Genomic DNA, 15,307 nt, shown 5'->3' with positions numbered 1-15,307 from the left:
TATGCTAAATGTTTCAATCTTTACGCTCATTGATTCTATGTATTGTCTAAATAATGCTATTCAGAGAAGCTGTTCCTCTTTTATAGTTATTTACTATTCTTCTAAAATATTGTATCCAATCTATGCAATTTATGCTTACTTGCCCAGATTCTTCTAGTTTGTGGTATAGTTAATTCAGCATCTATCTGTTTTATAGTAGTGCTATTAATACCTTCTGTAGCTAATTTTTAGTTAATTTATCAATTTTGTTTTGACCTTCATCTTCTATAGGCATAGAATGCTCCTGCTATTTTATTTCTAAAATGGTTTTGCTGGAGGTTAAAAGAAATAAATTTGCTGTTTACGCCTTTAATCTCTAGAGAACATTATCTAACTCTAAATCTCAGATAACATCAGGTATACAGTAACATTTTACTTTTTATCAGCACATGCTTTTTTGTAATATTAAAATTTTTACATAATATTAAACACTGATGCGAAATTATCGCATTCATGGTTGTAAATAATGAAAATTTCATCAAAAAGATATGTAAAAAAAAGCTCTGTAACAATTATTATTACTGGCATTAAGGCTTATTTGCTGCTATAATCTATGACAGGATTTTTTTACTAACAAAATTGCCTTTTTTACCACCAACCCAATGCAGGAAATGCTTAGTAGCAGTTGCTACTGACACAATGTTTTATTTATAAATATCTCTGCTATAGATTATAGCAGCAAATAAGCCTTAATGCCAGTAATAATAATTGTTACAGAGCTTTTTTTTACATATCTTTTTGATGAAATTTTCATTATTTACAACCATGAATGCGATAATTTCGCATCAGTGTTTAATATTATGTAAAAATTTTAATATTACAAAAAAGCATGTACTGATAAAAATTAAATGGTAAAAAATCGTGTCATTATTGACACTGTTATTTTTAGTAAAATTGCAGCTATTGATTGTAATATCGAGTACTATATGTTGCACTTTTTGCCTCCAAAAATACAGCTATAGCAGGTAGTTTTAGAATATTTTTATAAATTATTCTAAAATTGTTATTTAAAAGCTCGAATATAGGGAGCATAATCATTCTTATGCAAAACCTATTTTCATCTTCATACTGATTCTATCTGTCTTACAAGACCAGTTTTTCTATAGGCAATATTAAGATATAAAAACTTGTATAGCATCTTCTTTTCTGTCTAAAGACTATCAACTTATTTTTTTGATTTAAATGAAATTGAGCCTTACTGGTTTAAAATAAAAAATTAAATACGTAAAATAGTCGACTTATTTAATGAATTTTTTTTATATTTTACAAAGTGTAACTATCTTAGTGAGTTAAGATATGTAAAAAACAAGTAGATTATTATATCAGCCTTTTTGCTTGTTTTGCAGATAATAGCTGTGGTTTTGAGGATTAAGGTAATGTTTTTAGTTGCTAGCGCTTGCTAGTTTTGCCTTAATAATAGCTTTAGTATTATCAATACCGAATAATTTTATGAATGAACCTAATCTTGGTCCATCTGATTGTCCAAGTAAAATTTGATATAGTTCTTGAAAATAGCATTTTAGATTATTATAACCATTATTTATACCAATTTTATAAATTGCAGATTGAATTACTTCTGCATCTACTTCATGTAAGTCACTTAGTACAAGATCAATTTGCTCTAAAATTTTACGCTGTTGTGTTGATGGTATCAGATATTTTTTATTTATCTTTACATAATCATTATAATATTGAATAGCAAACTCTATTAACTGATCAAGATATGGACTGCTAGTTGGGCAGGCATCTGGAGCATATTTTTTAATAAATCCCCATAATACTGATTTATTTTCTGGATTACATGCTGAAGCTAGATTAAGTAATAAACTAAAGTTTAAGTTATAAGTGTTAATAACATTTGGTACCTTACCTAAGTGAACATGGTATACTGGATTATCTATCTTAGCTACCTGATCATTTGTTTGATGATATTTCTTTATCAAAGTTAAATAATCATCAACATTTTTAGGTATGACATTAAAATGTAGTTTTTTAGCTTTAGCTGGAGACTGATAGATAAACAATAACATACTTTCCATAGGAGCATATGTTAACCACTGTTCAACTGTTATACTATTTCCCTTAGACTTAGAAACTTTAGCTCCTGTTTCATCGAGAAAAAATTCATAAAAAAATTGTACTGGTGGAGTGCCTCCAAGTACTTTACATATTTTGGAATATATGTGTTGATTTATCATATGATCTTTACCGTATATTTCATAATCTACTTCCAATGCTGCCCATCTCATTGCAAAATCTGGTTTCCACTGTAATTTACATTTGCCTTTAGTTACTTCTGTCTCAAAAATTTTTCCAGTGTTAATATCTTGAAAAGTTACGGTACCTGCTTTCTTATTAATCTTAACTGCAGGAATTTGTAATATTTTACCTGTCTCTGGACAAACTGGTAAAAATGGACAATAAGTTGCCTGCCGCTCTTCACGTAAGGTTAGTAACATTATTTCCATGATTTTTTCATAATTCTCTAAAACTTTTAATAACATGTTATCAAATATTCCAGAATTATAACATTTTGTAGCACTATAAAATTCATATTTAAAATTAAATGTGTCTAAAAATTGTATTAGTTTACCGTTCATGTATTCACCATAACTTGTTGCTTTACAAAACGGATCTGGAACTGATGTTAAAGGTTTATCAAGATGTTCTTTAAGCATATCCTGATTAGGAAGATTAGTAGGTACTTTTCTTAATCCATCCATATCATCAGAAAAGCATATTAGCTTAGTTGGTATGTTAGATAGTTGCTTAAATGCTTCAATTACCATTACAGTTCTTGCTACTTCACTAAAAGTGCCAATATGTGGTAACCCAGAAGGGCCATAACCTGTTTCAAATAAAACGTACCCTTTATCTGGAGCTTGATAATTTAATTTGTTTAAAATCTTTTGTGCTTCAATAAATGGCCAGGCTTTTGATTGAGCTGCATAACTTGAAAATTCTAACATTTAGTCTTAACCTTCTAAATTGAGTTAAATTGAAAAGTATTATAGAGTTTTTACTTAAAAAATCTATAAATCTCATTATAATAACTTTAAATTCTAAAAAAATCACTTACTAGAAGTCATAGATTGATTAAAATGATAGATTCGATATTTAAGGGATTAGCACTGAATAATTATAGAAAGTTCTTTATTATACTAGCTATTGTTCCAATTGTAAGCTTAGTCTTCGCGTACTATGTTGAGCATATACTTGAAATAACTCCTTGTACTTTATGTATTTACCAAAGGATACCTTACTATATATTGTTTTGTTTAAGCATATTGGGTATATCATGCTCGAAGTTAGGGAACGTTTTACATAAGATTATAATGTTGAATATTTTAGTATCAGTTCTTATATCCGGCTATCATTATGGAATAGAAAAAGGTATATTTAATGAGCCAAGAACTTGTAAAGTTAATACACCAATGATAAAAAATTTATCAGTTGAAGCAAGAATGAAATTATTGGATACTATTTCTATAGTTAAAAGCTGTAAAGCTGCTCCATTTAAAATAATAGGTATGTCTATGTCAATGATGAATTTTTTATATAGTATAGTATTGCTATTACTTTGTTATATAGTTAATTTATATTATAGTAAATATGCCAAAGCCGATTTTTGTTGAAGATTCTGATGCTAAAATAGCTGAAATAATTCGAGTAAATTATGCTGGTGAATATGGAGCTTGCAGAATTTATAAAGGACAAATAGATTTTGTCAAAAATAATCAAATATGTAAAACACAGATTATTTCTATGCTACAGCATGAAGAAAAACATTGTGTTTTTTTTAAACAACAAATACAGAATCGGCAGGTTCGGCCAACATTTTTAATGCCATTATGGAATATATTAGGATATGTATCTGGCGCTATTACTGCTAGTATTGGTTCTAAATATGCAATGTTTATACTGAAGCTGTGGAAAGTGCCATTGATCGACATTATCACGAGCAGATTATGCAATTAGAATCAGGATTTGCAGAAAGCGAAAGGGAACTATTAACTGAAATTAGAAAATTTCATCAAGAAGAAATTGAACATAAAATAATTGCTCAAACTTACTATAATGAGTTCAGTAAAATTGATCTAGTTTTTAAGAATTTAGTGGAATTCTGTTGTAACGTTGCTATATGCTTAAGTAAAAAATAGCTCTAGTTAGAGAACAATATCTTAAATTAATTGAAGATGAACTTAATAAAAGGAGTATGTAATGATACCTATACAAGATTTTTCAAAAATAATACATAAGGAAGGGTATATATTTATAGTAATATCAGCAGCTGTAACTTTCTTATTTGGATCATTTAGTCCTATACTAGGGTGGATAGGAGCTATTGTAACAATTTTTTGTGTTTATTTCTTTCGCAATCCTAATCGTGTAGTTCCGATAGATACAGGGCTAGTAATTAGTCCTGCAGATGGTAAAATACAATCTATTATTTATGCTACACCTCCTCCTGAATTAGGATTGCCAGAGGAAGAGCTACTTAAAATTAGTATATTTTTAAGCATATTTGATGTTCATGTTAATAGAATACCGGCTGATGGAAAAATTGTATCCTTAAATTATAATCCTGGACAATTTATAAATGCTTCACTTGATAAAGCAAGTATTCATAATGAGCGTCAATCAGTAGTAATGGAAACTACAGATAAACAGCAAATAATTTTTGTACAAATAGCAGGATTAATTGCTAGAAGGATAGTTTGTGATTTGGAGGAAGGAAATGAAGTTAGTGCTGGTGATCGTTTTGGTATAATTCGATTTGGTAGTAGAGTAGATATTTATTTACCTAAAAAGACTGTTCCATTGGTAGATGTAGGCCAGACCTGTATAGGAGGAGAAACAATACTTGCTGATTTTAAATCAAAGAGAATTGCCCCTGCTAACTATAAAGTTAAATAATAATATTCTAGAAGATAATAAAATATAAATCAGGATAGTAGTAGAATTATGAATTTTAGAAAGCATAAATTAAGCTATCCAATGCCTTTTATTAGGTTATTACCTAGTATAATTACATTATTAGGGTTATCTGTAGGGTTAAGCTCTATAAGATATGCTTTTGATAGTAAATGGGAAGCAGCTATAACATGTATATTAGTTGCTGTACTAATTGATGGTCTCGATGGTAGAATAGCTAGGCTGCTTAATGCTGCTTCTTCCTTTGGAGCAGAATTAGATTCGCTTTGTGATTTTGTTAACTTTGGATTAACTGCAGCATTAATTACTTATTTATGGCTAGATCCAGATCAGCAACAAAAATTAGTATCTTGGATATCTGTATTAGTATTTGTTATTTGTACAGCTATTAGATTAGCAAGATTTAATATTAGTATACTAAATCATGAACATAGTAATAAGAAAAAATATTTTTTTGTTGGTGTACCTGCTCCTTTAGGAGCAGTATTATGTTTAATGCCTGTTATGCTAGATTTTAATATTTTTCCAATCTTAAACTGGCAAATTAAAGATTATAAGCTATGTATTAATATTTACTTATTGATTGTTGGTTTTTTGATGGCAAGTAGAATTCCTACATTTTCAATAAAAAGTATTACTGTAAAACCACAATATATTTGGATTTGTTTATTATTATTTGCTACTGTAGGAGTGACTTTATTAATTTATCCTTGGTATATTATTCCAGTGTTTGCTTTATGGTATATTATTAGTATTCCAGTAAGTATAGTTGTTGCTAGAAGAATTAATTAATACAGAGTATAATGTTATTATGATATTTAATAATTTTTAGTATAAATTATGTTATTATGGGCTAAATTGCAGCATTTAGCAGCTTTACTAATTGTATGGGTTGGGCTCATAGGGTTGGATGATGCATATAATCATCCATATTTGAGCTTGATATCGGTTTTAGTAACCTATTTTATATCTTTGCGTTTGAAATTATTATTTTTTACACCAGTTCCTATTATAAAGTCTATAGCATATTGTATATGGTTATTAGTTGAAGTAGTAAAATCTGCTATAGCTGTTACTAAAATCATTTGGAAAGATAATTTGCAGCTTAATTCTTGTATGTTATGGCTAGAATTTAGTAAACTTTCTCCAGTAGAAAAAGTAATATATGCAAATAGCATTACTCTTACTCCTGGTACTGCTGTAGTTGATACTGATAATAAAAGAATGTTAGTGCATATTTTAAGTACAGAAATTTTTGATACAGCTCAATTGCATGCTGATTTTCTCAAGCTAAAGAATAAAGTATTAAAGATTCAACAATGATACCTGTAATATTTATTTTAATAGGGTGTATATTTGTTTTAATAGTTAAATTTTTATTTACTAAATCTAATTTAGAAAGAATATTGTATATTAACAGCTTAACTAATTTGATATCTCTGTTTATTGTGTTTATTGGTATGAATTATTATACTAGATATTTTATTGATATATCAATAATCTACTTATTACTAAGCTTTATTGCAACTAATGCCTATATGAAGCTTTATTTAAGAAATTAATTGTTGTGAATATCACTTAAATAAGTCCATGAGTGTATATTATGTTAAGCCAAATGATGATTTTATATTTTTACTAGCAAAATTCTTATTAAAAAAAAGCTCATTATCTCTTGATAAGATTAAGGTTATATTACCTTATAGTCAACAATGTCAAGAACTTAAGAAGGCCATAATGCTGACAGCTCAAAAAGAAGCAATGCTATTGCCAGATATATTAACGTTAAAACAATTTATTACTTCCTTTATTGCTACTAATCAATGTTCATTATCTAGTTGTTGCAAGTTAAGTATTAATGAACAAAAAGTAGCCCTTGCTAAGATCATTCAACAGCATAGCTATTATCAGATTCGTTTAAGTGATGCTCTTAAATTAAGTGGAAAATTATTGCAGCTTTTTCAACAATTAGAAAGTCAACAAATCAATCTAAATCAGTTAAAAAATTTGGTTGATCAAATTGATAGTTCAGAATATTGGCAAAACACATATGAATTTTTAGATGTTGCTTATACTAAGTGGAGTGAATTATGTAATACTAATATTAGCAGTAAAAATAATATTTTTTTTCAGTTGCAAAATTTATTAAAATTTAACAACAATTTAATTGTTGTAGCTGGCATCTTACCAAGTAGCAAACTAGAGCTACTACTTTTTAAGGTAATACTTTCTTGTAAGTTTAGTCATGTAATTTTACCGCCAATTTATTTAGAAGAATTAAATTATAGTTTCAGGAATTCTAGTGATTCTTTATGTGATTTTCAATATTTTTTGAAATCATGTAATATTTTACTGAATGATTTAAAATATCTTGCTGAAGAAGTAGCAGTACAGGTAAAAAGAAGACCTATACGGTTATCAGAGTTTTTAGATTTACAAAATTCAAGATTAGTATCATCACACGATGATATTAATAATATTCCTATCGATATTGAATATGTAAAAGTTAACAGCCAATATGATGAGGCTAAGTTAGTTGCAGCAATGGTTTATAGTTATTTAACTAAAGATAAAAAAATTTTAATAATTACTACTACATCAAATTTTACTACTTTATTAACTATGCATTTAAGCAAGTATCAGATAGACTATACTAATCTTATAAATGCTGATATTAAGCAATTATTAGAGATAAATTTTATACTGTTGTTAGCGGACTTTATATCGAGTAATTTTAGCATTAGTAAATTTATTAATTTAATTAATACTCCATTACTTACTAGTAGTAATAGTAGTAAATTTGAAAAGCTAGTTTTTAAAAATAAATTTCAGCAAGGAGAGCTTAAGCAAATCTTACTAGATTTAACTACTAGTGTGGATGATATAGAATTGCAAAAATGGGCTAGGTTTGTTCTTGAGGCTTTAGATAATGTATGGATATACTGTAATAGTAATACAATTTTATGTACTAAGTTAATAACTTATTTATTACAAGCTGCTGAAAATTTAACAGTAGGAAAAATTTGGCAACTACAATCTAGTAAGAGAATAGCTGATGTTCTTAAAGAAATTATTTATATAGCTCAACAATTTGGAGAAATTGATATTAGAGATTTTAGTAAAATTCTCAAAGAGTTATTTGCTATTATCAAATTAGATTGCGAACATGATTATAATGCTAATGTTACTATTACAAATGCAGATAGTGCTGTATTGTTAAGTGCAGATTATATTATTATACCAGAATTTAGTAATGATAATTGGCCTGGTAACTTAATTCAAAATCCATGGCTTAATCAGGCTATATATAGTAAATTAGGGTTAATTGAACAAAATACCTATTATGCTAGAAAGCAATATATATTATATGCTATATTACAAAAAGCACCTGTTACTTTAACTAATGCCAAGTTTAGTACAGCTGGCAGATCTACTGATTCTAAATTTTTTTTAAAGTTGCAACTTCTTGCTGTTAGTAATCCTTTAATTCGTATTAAGGTAAATGACTTAGAGTTAGTAAATAATATTACTTTTAATAAATGGAATAATGAATCTACAACAACAATTATATCACCTAGAATTTTGCTATCTAGTACAGACATAGTTAAGACTATATCTGCAACTGATATTGAACTGCTCATTAGAAACCCTTATGGATTTTATGCTAAAAACATATTAGGGTTAAAACCAATAACACTAAATTCTGATCAATTAAAAGCTGCAAAATTTGGTGAATATATTCATAATGTAATTCATGAATATACTGTTCACTATCAAGATTTAGAGGAAAACAAACAGATAAATTGTTTTATTGCTATAGGTAAGCAATTAATGGATTGTTACAACTGTGATGTTTTTACAAAAACAGTATGGCTTACTAAGCTATATCAGTTGGCTGAAGAATTTGTGCCTTTTGATAAAGATAGAAGAAAACAAGGATTTAGAATTTTTTCAGAACAACTAGGTCAAATTCCATTAAATATTGATAATTTTAAACTAAATATTGTAGCTATAGCTGATAGAATAGAATATCTCCAAAATAGAGAATGCTATATTATTGATTTTAAAACTGGTATAGTCCCTAGTAAAAGAGAAGTAGAGCAAGGGATAGCAACCCAATTAATTATTGAAAGCATTATATTGTGTCATGGTGGATTTAAAGATTTACCTTCAATTATACCTAATAAAATAATCTATATAAAAATTGCTTCTGCTAAGCCTTTACTTCAATTTACAGAAATATTAGTAAATCAAGAAATATTAAATAAACATAAACTAGGTTTAAAAAAATTAATAAAGAATTATATTAAGGAAGGAGAAGTGTTTTTTCCTTTTGAAGGACTAGCTCTTAAATGCAATAACTATAAGCATTTAGCACGTTATTTAAATTAACCATAAATCATTTAACTTATTAAGAATATAAAATTTATAATGGCAAAATTAATATGAATATTTTTTTTTACTAAAGCGTTATACTATAGTAATAGTATGTGCTTTATTATGTTCATTATTAGTACATGTAAAAGCTGATATATACGATGTATTCAAAATTATTTCCCCATTATATTTGAAATTTTTAGCTGGTGTTGTTTCTGATCTGCCATTTACCAAAAATAACAACCAATATTCTAATCATATACCGGGCGTAGTTTCAGGTTATAATATTAGTAATAGATATAGAATAAATATGCAAATATAGCATCTGATATGATAGAATTTAAATAATAAAAATACTGCAGAATATAAGTTTTCTGGGGTGAAAATGCAAGGCTATACTTTGTACAAATGATTTCAAACAGATATCAGGTTTATCACAGCAGAGCTAGAGACGCATATAAATGTAGTAAAAGAAGCGATTAGTATGTTACTTAGAGCTGGATTACCAATCTTAATTACAAATAGGATGTATCTAGATTTTGAAGGTAATATTAATAATATTACTGGAAGTTCCTAAATTGGCACTAGTTGCTAGTTTACATTGCTATTAAATCTATAATAGTTAAAATAAAAAACGAATCATAAATATTTATCATTATTTTATAACAAAGCTGGGCTGTAATAATTATATTTATTTTGTTATTTTCATTATTGTAGAATAGGATGATATAGCTTACTAGGATCAATGGTATTAGAATTACAGGGAAAAATTGTACTATAAAATGTTCAATAATATATTTTAATGGAACATCTATTTTTATTACAACTAGCTTAACTCACTATGTGGCATGTTTATACTGCTGCCATGGAGTAATCCTTATAATTTTGTAATAGCTGGAGCTTATTTATTAACAAGCAAAAGATAATAAGACATATGTATAGGTAATACTGGTGCAAAATTTCTATGCTATTGCCCTCATATGCAATATGCCTATAAAATATATATGACAATATTGCTTGAAAAAAGAGGTACTGCAATAAGCAATGTGATTAATAGATATAGCTAGTTTTTTCCTGATCTTAGTTTTTTTATTTTTTTTCCGTTTTATTAGAAGCAAGGTTTATAATAACTGCTAAAGTAGCTATAAGAGATATAATCCTGATAGTAATGTAATTATATTGTAATCACTAGAAAAGTAAGTATCTGCTATAATAGGAGATATTATTTAATATAAAAATTCCTAATTTAGAATGGTTTGAATTGTTTTTATGTTAAGCTTAGTTTATATTTAATGTTTGAAATCAAAAATTTAATCAACTAAGAAGATTTATATAAAATATGTCAGAAGATATTATCTCTAGTAATCAACTTAAAGAAATTATTGAAAAAATAGAAAGATTAGAAGTAGAAAAGGCAAATATAACAGAAGATATTCAAGCAGTATATGCTGAGGCAAAAAGTTATGGATTTAATCTTCCTACTCTTAAGCAAGTAATTAAAATTAGAAAAATGGATAAGAGTAAATTTAAAGAACAAGAAGAATTGCTTGAAACTTATCTAAATGCTTTAGGAATAATATCATCATAGTTTTTTTATGGTAAATTTATTCTTTGAGCGCCATTAATAATTTCATCTTTTGCTTGCACATTAGCATTAATAGTTAGGGAAAGATCTAGCTATTGACACTTAGATGGTTTTGTATTTTATAAATTATTAGTACTATTCTTTTCTTTATAATCTAAATTTATTTAAGCTCTCTGCTTTTGTAGAGGTATATTTTAGCAATAATTTTTGTTATAAATGTACACTTATTCTTTTTTTTAGCTAAACATTACCTAATCCTAGATTGAATCATGCCTGCAAATTGCAAAAAACCATAATTTTCCTGTAATTTTAAATATTTATATATTGGCTAACTGTTAGTATATAACTGTTTTTGATTTTAATGAATTCTTTAGTTAAAATCAGTTACTTAAAACTATATTTGCTATATGTATTGCATAATATTATAAAAAATAACTAAATTCAAATGTTTTGTTTTTATTTATTTCGTTTTTATTAAGAATAATTATAACTTTTATCAGCTTTAAATTGCATTAAACAATAGTTTATATAATATTATATCAGATTATTTTTTAGATAAAACCTCACTTAATGATAGTTAAGATTATAAATTATAAATTACTTAATATCATAAACATGTAACCATTTTTGCTAAAAACTTGCATTATATTAATAATTTTTTGATGTATTGATTCATTTTTTTGTATTAGTGTCAGTAATATTGCGTGCTATATAGTAACATAAACTCTAAATTATATGTTTTAAGTCACTTATGAATTATGTAATAAAATTTCAAGCTCCATTTGAACGCTTAAAGACTTTTTCAGATGATCCGGATATCTTACTTAGACGAGCAATAATTCTACAAGCTATTATTGATGCTTCTAATATTTCACTAGCATCTGAGGCAAAAAAATATGAGCTTGAAGCTAAAGCGTGGATATTTGGTAACTCAGATTATTTTCAAAAAATATGTTATGAAGCGCTCTTGGAACCTGATTTTATTGTTAAAATTGCAAAAGAAGTTATTAAGTTGAACAAGCAAAAATGTAATCTAAAAATAGAAATTTGACAGTAAAAAAAGACAAAAAGAGTAGTAGTTTTAATTATTGCTAGTATTACACTAGTTCTTAGTGTACACTGCAACTAAGGATGTGATATAAAGTTAGCTTATGTATTTGCAATGTAGAAAAAAGAGGAGTTTCTTAGGAAAAGATAATACCATATAGAAATTTGGGGTAATAAAAAAGAAGTAAGGATTAGAATACAGAATTTGAAGAGTAAATATGGGTAAATTTGAAAAAATGATTTATAAGGAAATAATTTACCAAGAAATGGTTATTTCAAAGCAAAACCTTTGTCTAAATTATTAGAAGTTATATATTTTATCATTGATTGATAAAACTTTAATTTCAATTTTTTATAATTGGCTATTAGTACTACACTAAAATTAGGAGATATATTTAGCACAATTGTCAATACATATTGTGCTCATAATATAAGAAATAGTTTTTAGTACTTGCATAAACCTTTCTATTTCATCTTGCATTATATATTCTCTTTTATTTCTTTGTATTAAAAAGTTCTTTTGGTCTCAAATATACAAGACACTGTTCAATATATATGCTTTCATCTACATATATATTGTTTTACTCAGTTTTAAAAATGGTTTACTAAATCCTTTATATGATTCTACATTCCTATCTAAAACTGCAGCTTATAAGGAGCTTTGTATAAATTTTTTGATTTTTTTTTCATGCCAATCTAACTTTTTGCTTTTTAAAGCATTAAATACTGCTAGTTTTAAATAAAATTGTATATGTAAAACAGTACTTGATTTATAGATTATTAAATAGTAACATTTTCTTTTATTGCATGACGTTAGAGTTATACATCTAAGTTATGAACATTCAAAGCATTAGCTTGAATGAACTCACGTCTAGGTTCTACTACATTACTCATTAAGGTTGAAAACACTGCTGCTGCTTCATCAAAATCGGTTATTTTAACCTGTAAGAGTGTTCTGTTCTCTGGATTTAGTGTAGTTTCCCATAGTTGATCAGCATTCATCTCTCCTAATCCTTTAAACCTTTGAAGGCTTACTCCATGCTTGCCAATTGCTAATAATTTATCCAATAACATTGATGGTAAACTAATATCAATCTTTTCTGATTTATGCTTTAATACTAATGAATTTTCAAATAATTCAAATAATTTTTGTCCTAGCTTGATCAAGCTAATAAACTCTGGAAATTCTAATTGGCTTTTAAAAAGAGTTTGAGTTTTTTTTATTCCTCGTACAAAACAATAAAATTGTATACAATCCTCATTAACTTCAACCTGCCAATTAGTTTTATCTAAATCTTGGGTTGGAAGCATTTTTTGTATAAGAGCTGATAACTTATCTTGATTAACAGGATTAAAAATGCTAGCAGTAATATTTTTAGTAATAACTAAAATTTCAATAATATATTTATTCAGTTTGGTACCGACTTTATTCAAAGCATTAACTAACTTTCTAATATAAGAAACAATTTTTATCAACTCAGCATTAGATATCCTATCTCCAGAAGATTTAATTAAATCAATTTCATCAATGGCAATTTTTAATAAAAAATCATATAATGCTTGGTCATTTTTAAGATAAAGTTCACTAGCACCACGCTTAATTTTATACAAGGGCGGTTGTGCAATATACAAATAACCTTTTTCAATAACCTCTGGCATATAACGATAAAAGAAAGTCAAAAGCAATGCTCGAATATGTGATCCATCAACATCAGCGTCAGTCATGATAACTACTTTATGATAACGTATTTTATCTACTGAAAAATCATCACTGCCAATTCCTGTTCCGAGTGCAGTAATTAAAGTGCCAATTTGGTCAGATTGTAGCATTTTGTCAAACCTAGCTCTTTCTACATTAAGTAATTTACCTCTTAATGGAAGGATAGCTTGAAATTTCCTATCACGGCCTTGTTTAGCTGTACCACCTGCTGAGTCTCCTTCTACTAAAAATAACTCAGATTTATCCGGAGCTCGTTGTTGGCAATCTGCTAATTTACCTGGTAAGTTTGCTACTCCTAATGCTGATTTACGTCTAGTTAATTCCCTTGCTTTACGCGCTGCTTCACGGGCGATAGCTGCTTCAGTAATTTTAGTAAAGATTTTTTTAGTTTCGCTAGGACGGTGCTCTAACCATTCTAGCAGCTTTTCATATACTATTCCTTCAACTATAGCTCTAGCTTCTGGACTAACTAACTTATCCTTAGTTTGTGAAGCAAATTTAGGATCCGGTAACTTTAATGATAACACGCAAGATAGCCCTTCACGAATATCATCACCATTATAATTAATATTACTTTTAGGAAAATGATCTTTATTATATTTAGTAATTGCCCTAGTTACTGCTGATCTATATCCCTGTAAATGGCTTCCACCATCTCTTTGTCTAATATTATTAGTAAAACATACTATATTTTCATAGAAGGAGTCATTCCACTGCATAGCTAATTCTACAGTTGCTCCATTATTATCAGTTTGTTGAAAACTTATGGTTGGATGTAATGCTATTTTAGCTTTATCAATATATTGCACATATGATTCTACTCCACCAGTATAAAAAAATTTAACATGTTTTATTTCACTAGAACGTTCATCAGTTAGTAAAAATTCCACGGAAGAATTTAAAAATGCTAATTCTCTTAATCTATGCTCTAACTCTGAAAAACTAAATTCAATAGAAGTAAAAATTTTCATTGATGGATAAAAAGTTATTTCTGTGCCTTGTTTTTCTTAGCATCAGCTACTACTGATAAAGGATTTTGAGGTTCTCCATATTCAAAACGCATAAAATGTTCTTGATTATTTTTCCAGATACGTAATTCTAACCAATCAGATAATGCGTTAACTACTGATACTCCAACTCCATGTAATCCTCCAGAGACTTTATATGCATTTTGATCAAACTTTCCTCCAGCATGCAACTGAGTCATGATTACTTGAGCTGCAGATACTCCTTCTTCTGAATGAATATCAACTGGTATACCTCTACCATTATCTCTAACTGTAACAGATCCATTCTTATTTAGAATAACTTCAATTTTATTACAACCACCAGCCAATGATTCATCAGTTGAATTATCAAGAACTTCATAAACTAGCTGATGTAATCCAGCTCCGCTGCTAACATCCCCAATATACATACCAGGCCGTGTTCGGACTGCTTCAAGTCCTCGTAAAATCTTTATTGAATCAGCATTATATTGATCTGAGTTTGTTTTTGTGGTCATATTTAAACTTGATGACATAATATTTGCAACCTTATAATAGCTAAAATACTTAGATGGAGAAACATATTGTGATAGCATATAGCATAATATATCAGAAGTCAAA

Annotated in this window: 10 protein-coding genes and 2 pseudogenes; 9 read left to right on the top strand and 3 right to left on the bottom strand. The window is 27.6% G+C overall.

What is annotated here, in order from left to right; translation table 11 throughout:
* Positions 1-824: 824 nt before the first annotated feature.
* Complete coding sequence (locus OCHUTO_RS05705) at positions 825-974, bottom strand: hypothetical protein (RefSeq protein WP_156961258.1); 150 nt, start codon at positions 972-974, stop codon at positions 825-827.
* Positions 975-1,421: 447 nt separating this feature from the next.
* A complete protein-coding gene (locus OCHUTO_RS00860; protein ID WP_045796989.1) occupies positions 1,422-3,008 on the bottom strand; it encodes a lysine--tRNA ligase in 1,587 nt (528 codons plus the stop codon).
* A gap of 132 nt (positions 3,009-3,140) precedes the next feature.
* Here OCHUTO_RS00860 and OCHUTO_RS00855 point away from each other — a divergent pair, with 132 nt between their 5' ends.
* From OCHUTO_RS00855 to OCHUTO_RS00815, 9 genes and pseudogenes are all read left to right on the top strand, one after another.
* Positions 3,141-3,674, top strand: coding sequence for a disulfide bond formation protein B (locus OCHUTO_RS00855; protein WP_045796988.1), 534 nt, complete (start codon positions 3,141-3,143; stop codon positions 3,672-3,674).
* A pseudogene (locus OCHUTO_RS00850) lies at positions 3,652-4,199 on the top strand (demethoxyubiquinone hydroxylase family protein). Before OCHUTO_RS00855 ends, OCHUTO_RS00850 begins: the two are co-directional and overlap by 23 nt.
* 61 nt (positions 4,200-4,260) lie before the next feature.
* The gene (locus OCHUTO_RS00845) at positions 4,261-4,956 is read left to right on the top strand and encodes a phosphatidylserine decarboxylase (RefSeq protein WP_045796987.1); all 696 of its coding nucleotides are present in this window, start codon (positions 4,261-4,263) and stop codon (positions 4,954-4,956) included.
* 45 nt (positions 4,957-5,001) lie between these two features.
* Complete coding sequence (locus OCHUTO_RS00840; protein ID WP_045796986.1) at positions 5,002-5,766, top strand: CDP-alcohol phosphatidyltransferase family protein; 765 nt, start codon at positions 5,002-5,004, stop codon at positions 5,764-5,766.
* Positions 5,767-5,814: 48 nt separating this feature from the next.
* Positions 5,815-6,297 carry a Na+/H+ antiporter subunit E gene (locus tag OCHUTO_RS00835; protein WP_045796985.1) on the top strand — a complete coding sequence of 161 codons (483 nt, stop codon included), beginning with the start codon at positions 5,815-5,817 and terminating at the stop codon, positions 6,295-6,297.
* On the top strand, positions 6,294-6,536 hold the full coding sequence (locus OCHUTO_RS07010) for a monovalent cation/H+ antiporter complex subunit F (RefSeq protein WP_045796984.1): 243 nt from the start codon (positions 6,294-6,296) through the stop codon (positions 6,534-6,536). The genes OCHUTO_RS00835 and OCHUTO_RS07010 overlap by 4 nt, the downstream gene beginning before the upstream one ends.
* A gap of 28 nt (positions 6,537-6,564) precedes the next feature.
* Positions 6,565-9,363, top strand: coding sequence for a PD-(D/E)XK nuclease family protein (locus OCHUTO_RS00825; RefSeq protein ID WP_045796983.1), 2,799 nt, complete (start codon positions 6,565-6,567; stop codon positions 9,361-9,363).
* A gap of 1,324 nt (positions 9,364-10,687) precedes the next feature.
* Complete coding sequence (locus tag OCHUTO_RS00820; RefSeq protein ID WP_045796982.1) at positions 10,688-10,936, top strand: DUF2312 domain-containing protein; 249 nt, start codon at positions 10,688-10,690, stop codon at positions 10,934-10,936.
* Positions 10,937-11,684: 748 nt separating this feature from the next.
* Complete coding sequence (locus tag OCHUTO_RS00815) at positions 11,685-11,984, top strand: hypothetical protein (protein ID WP_045796981.1); 300 nt, start codon at positions 11,685-11,687, stop codon at positions 11,982-11,984.
* An 815-nt stretch (positions 11,985-12,799) separates the two neighbouring features.
* Here the strand turns inward: OCHUTO_RS00815 and gyrB are convergent.
* Positions 12,800-15,222, bottom strand: a pseudogene (gene gyrB / locus OCHUTO_RS00810) (DNA topoisomerase (ATP-hydrolyzing) subunit B).
* Positions 15,223-15,307 lie beyond the last annotated feature (85 nt).

Source organism: Orientia chuto str. Dubai (assembly GCF_000964595.1).
Taxonomy (GTDB): Bacteria; Pseudomonadota; Alphaproteobacteria; order Rickettsiales; family Rickettsiaceae; genus Orientia; species Orientia mediorientalis.
The sequence above is the reverse complement of the archived record's forward strand: the minus strand, read 5'-3'. Positions and strand labels throughout refer to the sequence as shown.

Bases quoted from the DNA above. Each gene is read 5' to 3' on its own strand.
- OCHUTO_RS00820 (WP_045796982.1), top strand. From the start codon at position 10,688: ATGTCAGAAGATATTATCTCTAGTAATCAACTTAAAGAAATTATTGAA.
- OCHUTO_RS00835 (WP_045796985.1), top strand. From the start codon at position 5,815: ATGTTATTATGGGCTAAATTGCAGCATTTAGCAGCTTTACTAATTGTA.
- OCHUTO_RS00855 (WP_045796988.1), top strand. From the start codon at position 3,141: ATGATAGATTCGATATTTAAGGGATTAGCACTGAATAATTATAGAAAG.
- OCHUTO_RS07010 (WP_045796984.1), top strand. From the start codon at position 6,294: ATGATACCTGTAATATTTATTTTAATAGGGTGTATATTTGTTTTAATA.
- OCHUTO_RS00845 (WP_045796987.1), top strand. From the start codon at position 4,261: ATGATACCTATACAAGATTTTTCAAAAATAATACATAAGGAAGGGTAT.
- OCHUTO_RS00815 (WP_045796981.1), top strand. From the start codon at position 11,685: ATGAATTATGTAATAAAATTTCAAGCTCCATTTGAACGCTTAAAGACT.
- OCHUTO_RS00860 (WP_045796989.1), bottom strand. From the start codon at position 3,008: ATGTTAGAATTTTCAAGTTATGCAGCTCAATCAAAAGCCTGGCCATTT.
- OCHUTO_RS00825 (WP_045796983.1), top strand. From the start codon at position 6,565: ATGAGTGTATATTATGTTAAGCCAAATGATGATTTTATATTTTTACTA.